Origin of the sequence: Micromonospora sp. NPDC048935 (assembly GCF_043197875.1) — a bacterium.
Taxonomy (GTDB): Bacteria; Actinomycetota; Actinomycetes; order Mycobacteriales; family Micromonosporaceae; genus Micromonospora.
On record NZ_JBICTZ010000002.1, the window covers coordinates 574,582 to 589,438 of the forward strand.

The following is a 14,857-nucleotide window of genomic DNA, read 5'->3' on the forward strand; positions in this document are numbered from 1 at the left end:
CGACCCCGGGGGCCGTGCGTCACTGCGGCAGGCGCATCCCGGCGAAGAACCCCTCCTGGATCCAGTTCGGGTACGCGACGGGCAGCTTGGTGGCCTCGTCCAGCTCGCCGAGGTCCTGCTCGGTCAGCGTGAGATCCGAGGCGGCGATGTTGTCCACCAACTGCTCCTGCTTGCGGGCACCCACGATCACGCTGGTCACCGCGGGTCGGGACAGCAGCCAGGCGACCGCCACCCGCGCCGGGCTCACCTCGTGCCGCTCGGCGACACCCCTGAGCACGTCGACGACGCCGAAGGCGTGCTCCGGGTCGAACGGGGTGAAGCTGGCGTACCCGGGCTGGGCGCTGCGCGCGCCACTGTCGGCGACGGCACCGTCCCGGCCGACCTTGCCGGAGAGGAAGCCACCGGCGAGCGGGCTCCAGACGGTCAGCCCGACGCCCTCGTTGAGCGCCATCGGCACCACGTCGCGTTCCACGTCCCGGCCCAGCAGCGAGTAGTACTCCTGCACCGAGACGAAGCCGGCAAGCTTCTCGCGGGCGGAGATGCCCAGCGCCTTGGAGATCTGCCAGGCGGCGAAGTTGGCCGCGCCGATGTAGCGGACCTTGCCCTGCCGGACGGCGTCGTCCAGCGCGCGCAGCATCTCCTCCATGGGAGTGATCTGGTCGAAGTTGTGGATCTGGTAGAGGTCGATGTGGTCGGTACCCAGCCGGCGCAGGCTGTCCTCCAGGTTCTGCATGATGTGCAGCCGGGAGGTGCCGACGTCGTTCGGGCCGGGCCCGGTGCGGGAGTGCACCTTGGTGGCCAGCACCACGTCGCGGCGTCGCTTGCCGAGCGCCTGGCCGAGCATCTCCTCGCTCTCGCCGTCGCTGTAGCCGTCGGCGGTGTCGACGAAGTTGACCCCCGCGTCCAGCGCGGTGTCCACCATCCGCTGGGCGTCGGGCAGGGACAGCCCGCCGAGGCTGCCGTAGATCGGGTGCCCACTGCCACCGAAGGTCATCGCGCCGAGCGAGATCTCCGAGACGTACACCCCGGTGGTGCCCAGCAGTCGGTACTTCACGTGTGTCGCTCCTCGTGGTGCGCGGTTCGGAGCCCGCGAGCGGGCTTCCCGGTCACTCTGTCGGACACTGTGTCCGGCAACGAGCGTACGTCGCCGACCGAGCACCTGGCCACCTAGGATTTCGGCTATGCCCTCGATCACCCGCCGCCGCCCGAGCAACCCCGACGGGCGTGCCGCCGTCGAAGCGCGGGTGCTGGCGGCCACCGAGCGGCTGCTCCAGCAGGGGGCTCGCTTCACCGACCTCGGCGTCCAGCGGATCGCCGCCGAGGCCGGGGTTGCGCGGTCGACCTTCTACACCCACTTCCGGGACAAGAGCGAGCTGCTCATGCGCCTCGCCGGCACCATGCGGGAGAGCGCATTCGGTCGTACCGGCGAGTGGAGCCCCAGCGATCCGGACGATCCGCTCGCGACGCTGACCGAGATCTTCGCCGACGTGATCCGGATATACCGGACGTACGCCCCGGTGCTGGCGGCGATCAACGAGGTCGCCGCGTACGACGAGGTGGTCCGGGAGTACTGGGCGGCGGGGTTGGAGCGGTTCGTGGCTCGTACCGTGGACGCGCTCCAGATCGAGCAGCAGGCCGGGCGTACCCCCGCCGACCTGGACGTGACGACGGCCAGCCGGCTGATCGTGGTCGGCGGCGACCGCTTCCTGGCCGACCACGTCAGCACGACCTCGGCGGACACCGAGACCGACGCCGCGGCCGCCCGGGAGTTGGCCGCGACCTGGTGGTACGGCGTCTACCGCCGCCCCGCCTGACCCCTGCGCGACGCCGGTGCCGGGAGGTCGGGCACCCCGGGCGGGTCCGGGGCGGGCACCGGTCAGATCATCGTCTGGGACTTGGCCTCCATGTCGGCGGCGGCCTCCTCCTTGGATTCGCGGGTCAACGGCTTACCACCCGGGGCCGGCGCCTCACCGCCGAGCGGGTCGGCACCGCCGGTGGCACCCTGCGGGCCGGCACCCCGAAGTTGCGTGTTGGGCAGGGTCAGGGTGACCACCACCGCCACGATCGCGATCAGGCCGGCGGTCAGGAAGACCATGTCCAGCGCGTCGACGAAGGCACCCTGGATGGCCGCGCGGACCGGCCCCGGCAGGGCCAGGATGGTGGCCGGATCGTTGATCGAGATGTTGGTGCCGCCACTGGCCGCCACGGCGGCCTGCTCCTGCGGCGGAAGCTGTGCGATCGCGCCGGGCAGTCGGTCGCCCAGCCCGCTGGTCAGCCGGGACGAGAGCACCGTGCCGAGGATCGCCACCCCGAACGACCCGCCCAGCGACCGGAAGAAGGTCGCCGAGGAGGTGCCGGCGCCCAGGTCGCGGACGGAGACCGCGTTCTGCACCGCCAGGATCAGCGACTGCATGCACAGGCCCAGCCCGATGCCGATCACCACCATGTACCCGAACGCGACCCAGAGGGAGGTGCTCACCGCCAGCCGGGTGAACAGGAACATGCCGACCAGCAGGGTCGCCGAGCCGGCCACCGGGAACCACTTGTACCTGCCGATCCGGGTCATCGCGCGACCGGTCAGGATCGAGGTGATGATGATGCCGGCCATCATCGGCAGCATCAGCAGACCGCTGCGGGTCGGCGAGGCGCCCTTGACGATCTGCAGGTACAGCGGGATGAAGATGATCGAACCGAACATCACCAGACCGATGATGAGCAGTGCCGCGTTGGCCAGCGCGAAGGTGGCGCTGCGGAACAGCCGCAGCGGCAGGATCGGCTCGGCCACCCGGGCCTCCTGGAGGACGAAGAGCACCCCCAGCACCGCACCGACCACGAAGAGCGTGATGATCACGCCGGAGCCCCAGGCGTACTCGTTGCCACCCCAGCTCAAGGCCAGCAGCAGGGCACTCACGCCGGCGACCAGCAGACCGGCACCGAGCCAGTCGATCGAGTGGTCCCGGCGCTCGAACGGGATCAGCCGCATCACGTGGTAGCAGACCACGATCGCCAGGACCGCCAGCGGCACGTTGATGTAGAAGATCCACCGCCAGTCGGTCTCCGCGAAGTAACCGCCGACGAGCGGCCCCGCCACCGACGAGATCCCGAAGACCGCCCCGAACAGGCCCTGGTAGCGCCCACGTTCCCGGGGTGACACCACGTCCGAGATGATGGTGAACGCGAGGGTGAGCAGACCACCGGCGCCGAGACCCTGGATGCCCCGGGTGACGATCAACTGGGTCATGTTCTGTGACAGCCCGGCCAGCAGCGACCCGACCAGGAACGTGCCGATCGAGAAGAGGAAGACCGGGCGACGCCCGTACAGGTCGGCCATCTTGCCGTACAGCGGTGTCGACGCCGTCGACGCGAGCAGGTACGCGGTGACCACCCACGAGTAGTGGTTGATCCCGCCCAACTCCCCGACGATGGTGGGCAGGGCCGTACCGACGATCGTCTGGTCGAGTGCGGCCAACAGCATGCCGGTCATCAGGCCGAACATGAGCAGCCGGATCTGCTGACGATTCAGCACCGGCGCGGCGGAGGCTTCGCTGGTCATGTGGCCTTCTATCCCGCACGCCGCAGTTCATGCGCCCAACCGCGACCTCTTCCCCGTTGATCATGAGGTTAACGCCCCGACACGCCGCGCCGAAGGCGACAACCTCATGATCAACGGAGAAGGGTGCGGTCAGCCGGCGAAGGTTTTGGTGATCTTTGCGCAGAAGGCGGGGAGGTCGTCGGGGTTGCGGCTGCTGGTCAGGTTGCCGTCGGTTACGCACTCCTCGTCGACCCAGGTGGCGCCGGCGTTGGTCAGGTCGGTACGAAGGGTCGGCCAGGACGTGATTCGTCTGCCGCGCACCACGTCCGCCTCGATCAGCGTCCACGGACCGTGACAGATCACCCCGACCGGCTTGCCCGCCTCGAAGAACGCCTGCACGAACCGCACCGCGTCCGGGTCGCCGCGCAGGAAGTCCGGGTTCGCGACGCCGCCGGGGAGCACCAGCGCGTCGTAGCCTGCGGCGTCCGCCTTGTCCGCTGTCACATCCACGTCGTACGTCTTCGACTGGTCCAGGTGGTTGAAGGACTGGATGGACCCGGGCTTGAGCGAGACCAGCTCGACTGTCGCGCCGGCGTCCTCGACCGCTGCCCGCGGCTGGACGTACTCGACCTCCTCGACGCCGTCGGCGGCCAGGAAGGCGATCCGCTTGCCCTGCAGTGTCGTTGCCATCTCGGTACGTCTCCTTTCCGGGGTTACCGCAATTCCTTTCCGGGGTTACCGCAATTTCCTTCCCGACGCCGGGCGTCCGAAACAACCCAGCCGGGCACGGCGGTGACACAGCCGCAGGTCGGGCGCGGGCCAGGTTTGGCCCGGGGGGCGCTGGGGACCCGGGGAGGCATGGCAGGAGCAGCAGCGGAACAGCGCCGGCTCGCCACCGTCGTGGAGAGCTGGCTCGAACGCCCAGTCCTGATCGTCGGTGACGCCATGTTGGACGAGTGGCGGTTCGCCGACTCGGAGCGGCTCTGCCGGGAGGCGCCCGCACCGGTGCTCACCCTGCGCCGGCGGATCTCCGCCGCCGGTGGGGCCGCGAACACCGCGGTCAACGTCGCCGCCCTCGGCGGGCGGGCCGTGCTTGTGGCACCTGTCGGCGCGGACGTGGCCGGCGACGAGTTGCACGACTGTCTGGACCGGGCGGGCGTCTGGGACCGCACCGTCAACCAGCCCGGACGGCCCACCCCGGTGAAGCGGCGGATGCTGGCCGGCAACCAGATCCTGTTGCGGGAGGACTCCGGCGACGCGGACGACGCGCTCGACCCGGAGGGCGTGACCCGGCTGCTCACCGCCCTGAGCTGCGCCACCGAGGAGCTGCGCGCCGCCGCCGGTGGGGAGGCGCCCACCCTGGTGGTCTGCGACTACGGCCTGGGGGCGCTGCCCGCCCCGGTGCGCGCGTGGCTGGTCGAGCAACGCGAGCGGTACGCCACCGTCGCACTGGACGCCCACGATCTGGCCGACTGGCGGGGCCTCGCGCCGACAGTGGTCACGCCCAGCTTCGCCGAGGCGACCCGGCTGCTGGCCCGAGCCGGCGGTGCGACCCGACCGACCACCGGCATCGACCTGCACCTGGACCACCCGCACGGCGACCCGTCCGACGGCCCGTCCGAACTGAGCGTGGGCGCGGCACCCGGCGGGGTACGCACCGACGAGGTCACCGAGAACCACCCGGGGCCGGTCGGCGAGCCCACCCCGGGTGAGGGCCGGGTGGCTCTCACCGGCGACGGGCTCAGCGTCACCGGCACCGGCGTCACCGTGAACACCCGGGCCGGTGAGGGCGTCGACCGGGCCGTCCTGGCGGAGTCACGCCTCGCGGAGCTGCGCGCGCACACCGGCGCCGACGTGGTCGCGGTGACCCTGGACACCGAGGGGGCGGTGGTCGGTGGCGCCGACGGGGAGCCACGGCGCAGCCACAGCACCCCGGTCCCGGCGAGCCACGCCGTGGGTGCCGGCGACGCGTACCTGGCGGCGATGACGTTGGCCCTGGCCGCCGACGCGCCGCTGCCCACCGCCGCGCAGCTCGCCCAGTTGGCGGCCACCATCACCGTCTCCGACACCGGCACGTGCGTGTGCCGGCGGGAGGATCTCCTCGCCGCGCTCGACCAGCCGAGCGAGACCATGAGCCATCCCGCGTTGGTCGGCAGCGACGAGTTGGACGCGATCGTCGCCGAGTACCGCGAGGCGGGACGGTCGGTGGTGTTCACCAACGGCTGCTTCGACGTGCTGCACCGGGGGCACGTGCGCTATCTGGAGCAGGCCCGCGCATTGGGTGACCTGCTGATCGTGGCGGTCAACTCGGACGGCAGCGTACGCCGGTTGAAGGGCCCGGACCGGCCGGTCAACCCGGTCGAGGACCGGGGAGCCCTGCTCGCCGCGCTGGCCTGTGTGGACCACGTGGTGGTCTTCGAGGAGGACTCGCCGGCCGCGCTGATCGAGGCGGTCCGGCCGGACATCTACGTCAAGGGCGGGGACTACCCGCCGGAGCTGGTGCCGGAGGCGCCGCTGGTGCGCCGGCTGGGTGGACAGGTGCACACCCTGGGGTACGTGCCGGACCGGTCCACCTCGGCGATCATCGAACGGATCCGGTCACACAGCCAGGACCCGTCACCAGCCACGAGTGAGCGGGAGCCCGACCCGTCGCTCAGCTCCCGCACCCAGGCGTCGTGAACCGCCCCCTCGACCTCGGCACCCCGGCGGAGTTCCGCGCCGACCGGTTGGTCGACGTGTTGATACCGACCCGGAACCGGCCCGCCGAGTTGGCGGTCACCCTGGGCGGGCTCGCCGCCCAGGACGGGGTGCCCGGCTTCGGGGTGGTGGTCAGCGACCAGTCCGACGGAGATCCGGCGTACGCGCATCCCGCCGCCGCCACCATGGTCCGGGCGCTGCGGCACCGGGGTCACCCGGTGCTGCTGACCCGCCGACTGCCCCGCCGGGGCTTGGCCGAGCACCGGGCGTACCTGCTCGCCGCCTCGACCGCCCGGTACGTCCTCAGCCTCGACGACGACATCTGGCTGGAACCGGGGACACTGCACCGGTTGGTGACGGCGATAGGCGAGCTGGGCTGCGGCTTCGTCGGCAACGGGGTGCACGGCCTCTCGTACGCCGACGACGTGCGGCCGGACTCGCACGGGCACTACGAGGAGTGGATTGGCTCGCCCACGCCGGAGCGGATCCGACCGGACACCCCGGAGTGGAACCGCGCCCGGATCCACTCGGCGGCCAACCTGCTGCACATCACCGACCACCTGGCGCTGCCGCCGGGTGCGTGGCGGGCGTACAAGGTGTCCTGGATCGGCGGGTGCGTGCTGTACGACCGGGCCAAGCTCGTCGCCGCCGGTGGCTTCGACTTCTGGCGTCGGGTGCAGGAGAAGCACCAGGGCGAGGACGTGGCCGCCCAGCTCGCCGTGTTGGCCCGCGACGGTGGTGCGGGCATCCTGCCCAGCGGCGCGTACCACCTGGAGTCCCCCACCACCGTCACCGACCGGGACGTGGAGGCGTGGGAGGTCGTCCTCGCCGACGAGGACACCCCGCAGCCGGCCTGACCTAGGTGAGCAACTCCCGGGCGGCTTCCAGCACCTCGACCACCGGGACGTCGGCGACGAAGGAATCCCGGTGCGGGCACTCGCCGTCGCCGGGCCGGTGTGGATAGATGCCCGGTGTGCAGTCCACTCCGCAGACCGGGCAGTGCACCGTCCAGGAGCTGATCGGCCGGTGCCGGCCCCGCAGCGGGCTGGCCCCGTTGATCAGGTTGCCGACCCAGAAGATCCCCACCGTGGGCGCGCCGACCGCGGCGGCCAGGTGCAGCGGGCCGGTGTCGTTCGAGACGACCAACGCGCAGTCGGCGTAGCAGCCCACCAGCCCGCCCAGGCTGAGCGTGCCCACCTGTGGGCGCACCGGCACCCCCGCCACGGCGACCACCCGGTCCACCACCTCCCGCTCGGCGGGCGTGCCGGTGACCAGCACCTCGTAGCCGTCCTCGTGCAGCGCACGGGCCACCTCGGCGAAGTTCTCGGCGGGCCAGCGGCGGCGGGTGTCGGTCGCGCCCGGATGCACCGCCACCCGGGGCCGCTGCGCCGGGCCGAGCACCCGGGCGGCCTCGGCGCGGTCGGCGTCGGTCACCGCGAGCGTCGGCGTGATGGTGGTCGCCGGTGCACCGACCAGCGCCACCACCTCCAGGTAACGGATCACCTCGTGCTGGTAGTAGACGTAACGCAGCCACCGGTCCAGCGGCGGCGCGTCGTCGGCGCGCAGACCGACTGTCACCCGGGCGCCGAGCCGACCCATCAGCGGGTTGGAGTTCGCGCCGCCACCGTGGATCTGCACCGCCAGGTCGAACCCCGCGCCGGTGGCAGCGGCCAGGAAGTCGTCCATCGACGACTCGGCCTCCCCCGGGTCCGGGGCACGGATGCCGGGTGCCGACGGCACCACCAGCACCCGGTCCACCGGGCCGGGCCGGTCGCGCCAGAGCTTCGCGTGCCACGGCGCTCCGAGCAGCACGATCTCCGCCACGGGGTACGCGGCACGCAACGCGTCGAGTGCCGGCAGGGCGAAGATGAAGTCGCCGAGCGCGTTGGCGCGCAGCACGGCGATCCGCCGCACGTCTTCGACTCGCTCGCCGGTCGGGCCGAGCAGGGACGGAGTGACCACGCAGCCCGCTATGTCCGGTCCACCTCGCCGACGGTGTCCGGGCGGTGCAACTCCCGGTCCGCGGCGGGGTCGGCCGGCATCGGCGTACCCGTGGAGAGGTCGCCGGAGCGCGGCCCGGTGCGACCGACGGTGATGGTGCGCGGCGCGGGCCGGGTCGCCCGGGGCAACCGGACCCGGAGCAGGCCGTGGTCCATGACCGCGTCGATGGCCTCCGGGTCGACCCGCGACGGCAGGTTGACGCGGTACTCGAAGCCGCGGGTCTCGAAGCCCCCGGGGATGCCCTGGTCGGCGTTGACCTCCGCCTCGGAGCGGGCCCGAACGCACAATTCGAGGTCGTCCAACTCGACAGCCACCTCCTCCGGTGCCACTCCGGGCAGCCGGACGACGACCTCCCAGCCGTCCGCCGTCTCGGTCAACTCGACGTCGGACGCGCCGGCCCGGCCGCCGACCAGGCGACTCAACTCGGCGCGCAGCGACTGCAACTCCCCCATCGGGTCCCAGCCCTGCTGCCGGCCGCTCCGCCACCCCCGACCGAATCCGCCGGCCTGCTGTTCGCTCATCACACGTCTCCGATCCGCTGGGTGGCCGTTGGCGGCCGTAGTGAGCTGGGCGCGTCCAGCCCGGCGTCGCGGTCGACGCCCACACCGAGCCGGTCGACCAACTCGCCACCCAGCCAGGCGCTGATGCCGAGGATCCCCACCGCGACCACCTCGATGGCGACGAGGGCACCGCCCGCGGCCCGGGAGTCGGCGTTGAGCCGGACGGCCCACACCGCGGCGAAGAGCAGGATCACCGCGACGTTGGCGGCGGCGTGCAGCAGACCCACCCGCTTGGCACGGGTGCCGGTCGGGATGGCCAGCAGGTCGAACGAGCCGGCCGCCGCCGCGAGGAGACCGCCGATCAGGCCGACGGTGATGTTCCAGTACGCGACCTCGCCGAGCAGGTCGGGGCCCCCGACGGTGTCGACCACGTCGAACAGCACCGCCGTGGCCAGCAACGCGACCGGGAACATGACGAGCATCGGATGGACTGGATGACCCAGCACCTTGAGTCGGCTCTCCATCTCCCGGCCTCCACTGGTCGGCGTCCTGCGGAACGGTCTCGTGCGGCGGGCGCGTCGGTTGAGGCCCTACCCCCGGCAACCGGGCACAAACCTCACCCTGGTCACGACGGCCTAGGCTGAGAATGGCGGTGCCCGCCAACGGGTCAACGCCTGAGGGAGGATCACGTGACGGTGGAGATCACTTCGCACGAGGAACTGCGCGAGTTGCTCGGGGCGCCAACCGCGCGGGCCGCCAACAAGGAACGCCAACGCCTGCACGAGCGGGACCGGGAGTGGCTCGCCGCGTCGCCGTTCTGCCTGCTGGCCACCGCCGGTGCGGACGGCAGCTGCGACGTCTCCCCCAAGGGCGACCCGGCCGGGTTCGCCATGGTGCTTGACGACACGACCATCGCGCTGCCCGAGCGGCCGGGCAACAGGCGGGCCGACGGTTACCGCAACATCCTGGACAACCCGCACGTCGGGTTGCTCTTCCTGATCCCGGGGCGCACCGACACGCTGCGGATCAACGGGCGGGCCCGCCTGGTCAGCGACGCGGCGTGGTTCGACGACATGGTGGTCAAGGGGCACCGGCCGGTGCTCGCCATCGTGGTGGAGATCGAGCAGATCTTCTACCACTGCGCGAAGGCGTTCCTGCGGTCCGCGCTCTGGCAGCCGGACACCTGGCGACCCGACGTGCTGCCGTCCCGCCCCCGCCTGGTCAAGGAGGTCGAGGCGCCGGTGGTGAGCCTGGAGGACCTGGAGCGGTACTACGGCCCGGAGTACGCCAAGAACATCTACACCTGAGCTCGGTGCACGCCGTCCTACGCGCGGCGGCCCTCGGGGCGGGTCTGCCGCCAGGCGTAGGAGGCCAGGAAGAACGCCGCACGGGCGCCGGCGCTCCGGTTCACCGGCGACTCGCCCACAGCGGCAGTACCTCGGGATCCGGGGCCGCGACCGCCGCCCACCGTCCCTGGTGTCGCAGGATGGTGACGGGATGGTCGAAGCAGGCACTCATCAGCTCGGTCGTCAGCACCCTCTCGACCCGCCCGTACGAGACCGCACGGCCCTCGCGCAACAGCAGCGCGTGCGTGGTGGTCGTGGGCAACTCTTCGAGGTGATGGGTGACCAGGATGCTCGTCGCCTCCGGCGCCGCGTCCCGAATGCGGTCGAGGCTCGTCAGCAACTGCTCACGGGCCCGCAGGTCCAGACCCGTGGCCGGCTCGTCGAGCAACAGCAGTCGCGGTTGCGCCAGCACTGCCCGTGCGAGCAGCACACGCCCCCGCTCACCCTGGGACAGCAGGTGCCAGCGCGCCTCCGCACCTCCGCTCAGCCCCAGCAGGTGCAGGAGCTGATCCGCCCGCTCCAGCTCGTCCGGGCGTGGCGTCCACCGGGGCACCAGGTCGATCGTGCCGGTCGCTCCGGTGAGCACCACCTCGCGGGCGGTCAACGCCGAGCGCAGCGGGTGCTGCGGGTTGACCCGGCCGATCGAGCGACGCAGTTGGAAGACGTCGGTACGCCCGAGGCGCTGACCGAGGATGTCCACCTGCCCACGGGTGGGATGCTGGTGGGCGCCGAGGACGTTGAGCAGCGTGCTCTTGCCCGCACCGTTGGGCCCGATCAGCGCCCAGTGCTCTCCGGCGCGGATCGTGACGCTGATCCCCGCGAGCAGCGCCCGCCCCTCCCGTACGACATCGACGTCCCGGGCCTCGATCACCGTGTCGCCCGGGTCGGCGTGGCGGCTCACCTGCGCGGCTCGCTGAGGAACACGCCGAGAGCCAGCGCCACCAGCGGAATCAGGCAGAGGATGGTGAACACCCCCTGGGGGCCCCAGGCTTCCGCCGCCACGCCGAGGACGGGCGCGAGGAGGCCGCCGATGCTCACGGCGAGCCCGAGCGTCACACCGGCCGCGGTGCCGGGCCGCGTGGGCAGATAGTCCTGGCCCAGCTTGACAAGCACGGCGAACGGGATGTTCAGGGCGATGCCGGCGAGCACGGCGAAGAGGAGCGGTGGGTACTCCCCGGGCGTGAGCCGCAGGCCGACGAGCGCGGGGATGGCGACGATCGCGCCGAGTTGCACGGTGCGGACCATCCCGACCCGGTCGGCGATCCGGCCACCCAGCAGCGTCCCGGCCACCCCACCGACCAGGAAGCAGGCCAGCGCGGCCCCGGCGAGGCTCTTGCCCGCGCCCAGGTGGCGTATCCAGAACAACTCGATGAAGGTGATCGCACCGAAGAAGGCGACAGATCTGACGGTCTCGATGCAGGTCAGCACCAGGAAGGGGACCCAACGGTCCCGGCCGTCGTGCGCGACGACGCGCGCGGCCGGCCGCCGTAGCCGACTGCGGTGGAGCAGGAAACCCATGAGTACGGCCGGCGGAATGAAGAGCGCCGTCGCTCCGACGCCCATCGCGATGAGTGCGGGAGTGGCCAGCACCGGTGCCAGGAAGAACCCGACACTGCCGCCGGCGGCGAAGATGCTCATCGCCGTGGCGCTGTCACCTGCCGCCACCCGGGCCGACTTACCCGCGGCCGGATGGAACATCGCGACGCCGATTCCCGACGCGCAGAGCAGGAGCCAGACCGCCACGTAGCTGTGCACGAGACCGGAGAGACCGAGCCCGATTCCGGCGAGCGTCACTCCCGCACCAGCGAGCCAGTCGAGCCGGTACCTGTCGACGGCAACGCCGATGAACGGTTGCGGGATGGCGCTGCCCAGGGTCGCGGCGAGCGTGAGACCGCCGGCGGCCACGTAGCTGTAGTGGCGGTCCAGCACGAAGTACGGGACGCAGGCCGGCACCAGACCCTGGTAGAGGTCGTCGACCGCGTGGGCGGCGCTCCACAGTCGCATCCGCCGCCACGCCGACGGTTGCCCGTCGAGCGCCAGCACAGTCCCAGGGTTGGCCGGGTTCACTCGGCTGCCTGTCTCCGTCACCATCAGCTCTCTCGTTCGGGTGTCGCAGGAACAATGCCCGGTCACCCCGGATGCGGGCTATCGATAACCTGCCGACTTATGTCGCCAAGCAGCCAAGATGTCGATGGTCCCGCCCGGGTGCCCCTGGCCGACCGCGACCGGATCGACTGGCACAGCCACCCGCGCCACCAGCTTGTCTGCCCCCGCAACGGGGTGCTGGGAGTCTCGACACCGACGGGGATGTGGACCGTACCGCCGGATCGGGCGGTGTGGATCCCGGCCGGCGTCGCCCACGCTCACCGGGCGTACGGGCCCACCGACATGCGCGCGATCATGTTCGACCGCCCGCTGAACCCGTTGGGCGTGGACCAGCCGACCGCCCTGGCCGTCTCGCCGCTGCTGCGCGAGGTGATCGTCAGCCTCACCGATGGCGAGGAACGGACCGACGACGAACGGGACAACCTCGAACGCGTGGCAGTTGACCAGCTACGACGGATGGCCACGTTGCGGTTGCGCCTGCCGTACCCGGCCGACTCCCGGTTGCGGGACCTCGCCGAGATCCTGCTCGACGACCCCACCGACCGCCGCACCCTCGGCGAGTTGGGCAGGGCCGTGGGTGCCGGCGCGCGTACCCTCAGCCGGCTGTTCCGGGAGCAGACCGGAATGTCGTTCCCGCACTGGCGGACCCAGCTACGGCTGCACCACTCGCTGCGGTTGATCGCCGAGGGCGAGTCGGTTACCACGACCGCCGCGGCCAGCGGTTACAGCGGTCCCAGTGCGTTCATCCAGGCGTTTCGGGCCTACTTCGGGATCACGCCGGGCGAGTACTGCCGCAGCCGGCACGGTGGCGGTCCTTCCCCAACCTCGAACTGACCGGCCGTCGTCCGGGTCGGCGGCGGCCAGGGCCACCAATCCAATGCCCGTCCCACACCACTCGGCCGGGACCACGCGATTCCCACCCGCGTGTCACGATCTCGGCCATGCGCCTTCCGTTCGGCCTGCTCGTCGCATCCGGCGCGGCCGGTGTGCTCTCGGCTGCGGCGGCACTGCTGGCCATGACGGCCGCGTCGTTGCAGTTCGGCCTGGTCATGCTGCTCGCACTGCTCGGCCACGTCCTGCTGGGTCGCGGTGCGCGCCGCGTGCGGTGGGCCGTCGCCGCCGGTATCGGACTACTCGTCGTGGTGGCGGCCATGAGGCTGCTCTGGCATCAGGAACAGGTCGTCGACGTGGGCTGGACGGCATACGGGCCCACGGCAGCGGAGACGTCCATCCTGGGGCCCTGGCGGGACTCGATCGACAGGCAACGGCTCGCCGCGCTGGGCCTGGCGCTCGGCGTCGTCTGTCTCGCGGCCGGCGTGTTGGCACTACCGGCCCGTGGTAGGCGGCGGCGTGTGGCGACGGCGGTCCTCGCGCTGCTGCTGCTCGCCTGGTTCGGGCTGGATTCCGCACCCGAGTTCGTCGACTACCCGTTGCCGGACCTGCTCGCAACGGTGTGGCCGGCGCTGCTCGCTGCCCTCGTGGCCATGGGGGCACTCGCGCTGTCCGGGTCGCGGGCCGACCACCGATGGCTGCTCCCGGCGGGGCTGTTCCTGCTGTCGCTCACAGCGGCCAACACGTACTCCGATCTCGCCGGCATCTGGTCGGGCTGGTGGGACCTGGCCAATCCGAACCAGAACGCCTTCCTGCAGTTGGGAATGACCGTGAGTGCGTCAGCGGGAGACTCGCTGGAGGTGTCGTCGGCCGTGGAGAAGGCGATCGCGCTCGCCGGGGCGGGGCTGACGGCCGTCGGCGCGTTGCGCAGCTCCCGCGAGACCCCAGCATCTCCCGTGTAGCACAGGTCTGAACGACGGCCTCCTGCCCTTCGTCCGCCCCTTCTTGATCTTGTGCGAACCAACGGTAGTATCTCCATGTTTTGATCTGTAACGGGGAGGAAAACTCGCATGCGGTGGAAGTTCCCGGCCGGCGCCCTCATAGCGCTGGCCTTCTTGATTCCGGCGGCACCGGCGATGGCGCAAGCCGGAACGCCCGGGCTGAACGAGACATGCCAGACGGTCGAGCGCAAGACCTACACGGATATTCGCAAGCTCCTCACCACCGATCTGGACACCGCCACCACCGCACAGTTGCGGCTGTTGGCCTATCGGATCCTGGACACGGCGAACGACGAGAAGTTGCCCGTTCTGCCGGACGCCATCGAGGAGAAACTGAAGGGCACCCCCGAAGAACTCCGCGCGTTCCTCAAGACGGATGTGCAGAAGGCCTGGTCAGTGGCTCTGCGGGTCTCGGTGGTCCGGACGTTGACGGGTGCTGGTGTCCAGGTGCGGGAGGCCGCGCAGAAGACGCTCGATGCCCCGTCCATCGACGCCTACCTGGCCTACCTGAACGACGGCCTGTACGCCGCGCGGGCGCTTGACTGCGCGTCCCAGCCGACGCCGAGCGCCACGCCGAGCGCCACGCCCAGTGGCACGCCCAGCGCGACGCCGAGCGCCACACCCAGCGCCACGACGACAGTCGCACCGACCCCCACGTCCTCCGCCAGCCTGGGTGCCTCCGGCGGTGAGGGTGGTGGGCTGCCCGTCACCGGCGCCAACACCGTGACCGTGGCCAGCATCGGCGGTGCGCTTCTGCTCCTCGGCGGCGCGGGTTACCTGATCGGACGCCGACGCCGGTCCCGCTTCGTGGCATAGCTCGCTCGACGCGCCCGGCTCGATACT

General features: G+C 71.4%; 15 protein-coding genes. 7 read left to right on the forward strand and 8 right to left on the reverse strand.

All coding sequences use genetic code 11. The features are described 5' to 3' along the window. Positions 1-19 precede the first annotated feature (19 nt). A complete protein-coding gene (locus ACGFIW_RS08985) occupies positions 20-1,054 on the reverse strand; it encodes an aldo/keto reductase (protein WP_393312190.1) in 1,035 nt (344 codons plus the stop codon). Positions 1,055-1,181: 127 nt separating this feature from the next. On the opposite strand from ACGFIW_RS08985, the gene ACGFIW_RS08990 reads away from it, so the two are divergent. Beyond that, the gene (locus tag ACGFIW_RS08990; RefSeq protein ID WP_393312192.1) at positions 1,182-1,814 is read left to right on the forward strand and encodes a TetR/AcrR family transcriptional regulator; all 633 of its coding nucleotides are present in this window, start codon (positions 1,182-1,184) and stop codon (positions 1,812-1,814) included. Positions 1,815-1,876: 62 nt separating this feature from the next. Here ACGFIW_RS08990 and ACGFIW_RS08995 read toward each other — a convergent pair whose 3' ends face one another. Both ACGFIW_RS08995 and ACGFIW_RS09000 read right to left on the reverse strand, forming a co-directional pair. Continuing rightward, complete coding sequence (locus ACGFIW_RS08995) at positions 1,877-3,553, reverse strand: MDR family MFS transporter (protein ID WP_393312194.1); 1,677 nt, start codon at positions 3,551-3,553, stop codon at positions 1,877-1,879. 129 nt (positions 3,554-3,682) lie between these two features. Next, positions 3,683-4,222, reverse strand: coding sequence for a type 1 glutamine amidotransferase domain-containing protein (locus ACGFIW_RS09000; RefSeq protein WP_393312196.1), 540 nt, complete (start codon positions 4,220-4,222; stop codon positions 3,683-3,685). A gap of 168 nt (positions 4,223-4,390) precedes the next feature. On the opposite strand from ACGFIW_RS09000, the gene rfaE2 reads away from it, so the two are divergent. Together rfaE2 and ACGFIW_RS09010 are read left to right on the forward strand one after the other, a co-directional pair. Then, positions 4,391-6,211 carry a D-glycero-beta-D-manno-heptose 1-phosphate adenylyltransferase gene (rfaE2, locus tag ACGFIW_RS09005; protein ID WP_393312198.1) on the forward strand — a complete coding sequence of 607 codons (1,821 nt, stop codon included), beginning with the start codon at positions 4,391-4,393 and terminating at the stop codon, positions 6,209-6,211. Then, on the forward strand, positions 6,208-7,086 hold the full coding sequence (locus ACGFIW_RS09010) for a glycosyltransferase family 2 protein (protein WP_393312200.1): 879 nt from the start codon (positions 6,208-6,210) through the stop codon (positions 7,084-7,086). Before rfaE2 ends, ACGFIW_RS09010 begins: the two co-directional genes overlap by 4 nt. A gap of 1 nt (position 7,087) precedes the next feature. Here ACGFIW_RS09010 and ACGFIW_RS09015 read toward each other — a convergent pair whose 3' ends face one another. The 3 genes from ACGFIW_RS09015 to ACGFIW_RS09025 are packed head-to-tail and all read right to left on the reverse strand — an operon-like array spanning position 7,088 to position 9,254. Further along, a complete protein-coding gene (locus ACGFIW_RS09015; RefSeq protein ID WP_393312202.1) occupies positions 7,088-8,191 on the reverse strand; it encodes a glycosyltransferase family 9 protein in 1,104 nt (367 codons plus the stop codon). 8 nt (positions 8,192-8,199) lie between these two features. Continuing rightward, positions 8,200-8,751: an Hsp20/alpha crystallin family protein gene (locus ACGFIW_RS09020; RefSeq protein ID WP_393312204.1), complete on the reverse strand. Its 552-nt coding sequence runs from the start codon at positions 8,749-8,751 to the stop codon at positions 8,200-8,202. Further along, on the reverse strand, positions 8,751-9,254 hold the full coding sequence (locus ACGFIW_RS09025) for a DUF2231 domain-containing protein (RefSeq protein ID WP_393312206.1): 504 nt from the start codon (positions 9,252-9,254) through the stop codon (positions 8,751-8,753). The genes ACGFIW_RS09020 and ACGFIW_RS09025 overlap by 1 nt, the downstream gene beginning before the upstream one ends. Before the next feature lie 165 nt (positions 9,255-9,419). On the opposite strand from ACGFIW_RS09025, the gene ACGFIW_RS09030 reads away from it, so the two are divergent. Further along, complete coding sequence (locus tag ACGFIW_RS09030) at positions 9,420-10,037, forward strand: pyridoxamine 5'-phosphate oxidase family protein (protein WP_393312208.1); 618 nt, start codon at positions 9,420-9,422, stop codon at positions 10,035-10,037. A 100-nt stretch (positions 10,038-10,137) separates the two neighbouring features. On the opposite strand, the gene ACGFIW_RS09035 is transcribed toward ACGFIW_RS09030, so the two are convergent. Together ACGFIW_RS09035 and ACGFIW_RS09040 are read right to left on the reverse strand one after the other, a co-directional pair. Continuing rightward, the gene (locus ACGFIW_RS09035; protein ID WP_393312210.1) at positions 10,138-10,977 is read right to left on the reverse strand and encodes an ABC transporter ATP-binding protein; all 840 of its coding nucleotides are present in this window, start codon (positions 10,975-10,977) and stop codon (positions 10,138-10,140) included. Continuing rightward, entirely contained in the window at positions 10,974-12,167 is a 1,194-nt protein-coding gene (locus ACGFIW_RS09040) for an MFS transporter (RefSeq protein ID WP_393312212.1), read from the reverse strand. Before ACGFIW_RS09040 ends, ACGFIW_RS09035 begins: the two co-directional genes overlap by 4 nt. Before the next feature lie 75 nt (positions 12,168-12,242). Between ACGFIW_RS09040 and ACGFIW_RS09045 the strand changes: the two genes are divergently transcribed. From ACGFIW_RS09045 to ACGFIW_RS09055, 3 genes are all read left to right on the forward strand, one after another. After that, positions 12,243-13,016, forward strand: coding sequence for an AraC family transcriptional regulator (locus ACGFIW_RS09045; RefSeq protein ID WP_393312214.1), 774 nt, complete (start codon positions 12,243-12,245; stop codon positions 13,014-13,016). A gap of 107 nt (positions 13,017-13,123) precedes the next feature. Then, positions 13,124-13,975 (forward strand): aminopeptidase, encoded by an 852-nt coding sequence (locus ACGFIW_RS09050; protein WP_393312216.1) that lies wholly within the window; start codon positions 13,124-13,126, stop codon positions 13,973-13,975. A gap of 108 nt (positions 13,976-14,083) precedes the next feature. Next, the gene (locus ACGFIW_RS09055; RefSeq protein ID WP_393312218.1) at positions 14,084-14,830 is read left to right on the forward strand and encodes an LPXTG cell wall anchor domain-containing protein; all 747 of its coding nucleotides are present in this window, start codon (positions 14,084-14,086) and stop codon (positions 14,828-14,830) included. Positions 14,831-14,857: the final 27 nt, after the last annotated feature.

What these genes read in the sequence shown, in the direction of transcription:
- ACGFIW_RS08990 (WP_393312192.1), top strand. Translation starts at nt 1,182, where the DNA reads ATGCCCTCGATCACCCGCCGCCGCCCGAGCAACCCCGACGGGCGTGCC.
- ACGFIW_RS08995 (WP_393312194.1), bottom strand. Translation starts at nt 3,553, where the DNA reads ATGACCAGCGAAGCCTCCGCCGCGCCGGTGCTGAATCGTCAGCAGATC.
- ACGFIW_RS09000 (WP_393312196.1), bottom strand. Translation starts at nt 4,222, where the DNA reads ATGGCAACGACACTGCAGGGCAAGCGGATCGCCTTCCTGGCCGCCGAC.
- rfaE2 (WP_393312198.1), top strand. Translation starts at nt 4,391, where the DNA reads ATGGCAGGAGCAGCAGCGGAACAGCGCCGGCTCGCCACCGTCGTGGAG.
- ACGFIW_RS09020 (WP_393312204.1), bottom strand. Translation starts at nt 8,751, where the DNA reads ATGAGCGAACAGCAGGCCGGCGGATTCGGTCGGGGGTGGCGGAGCGGC.
- ACGFIW_RS09025 (WP_393312206.1), bottom strand. Translation starts at nt 9,254, where the DNA reads ATGGAGAGCCGACTCAAGGTGCTGGGTCATCCAGTCCATCCGATGCTC.
- ACGFIW_RS09040 (WP_393312212.1), bottom strand. Translation starts at nt 12,167, where the DNA reads ATGGTGACGGAGACAGGCAGCCGAGTGAACCCGGCCAACCCTGGGACT.
- ACGFIW_RS09045 (WP_393312214.1), top strand. Translation starts at nt 12,243, where the DNA reads ATGTCGCCAAGCAGCCAAGATGTCGATGGTCCCGCCCGGGTGCCCCTG.
- ACGFIW_RS09050 (WP_393312216.1), top strand. Translation starts at nt 13,124, where the DNA reads ATGCGCCTTCCGTTCGGCCTGCTCGTCGCATCCGGCGCGGCCGGTGTG.
- ACGFIW_RS09055 (WP_393312218.1), top strand. Translation starts at nt 14,084, where the DNA reads ATGCGGTGGAAGTTCCCGGCCGGCGCCCTCATAGCGCTGGCCTTCTTG.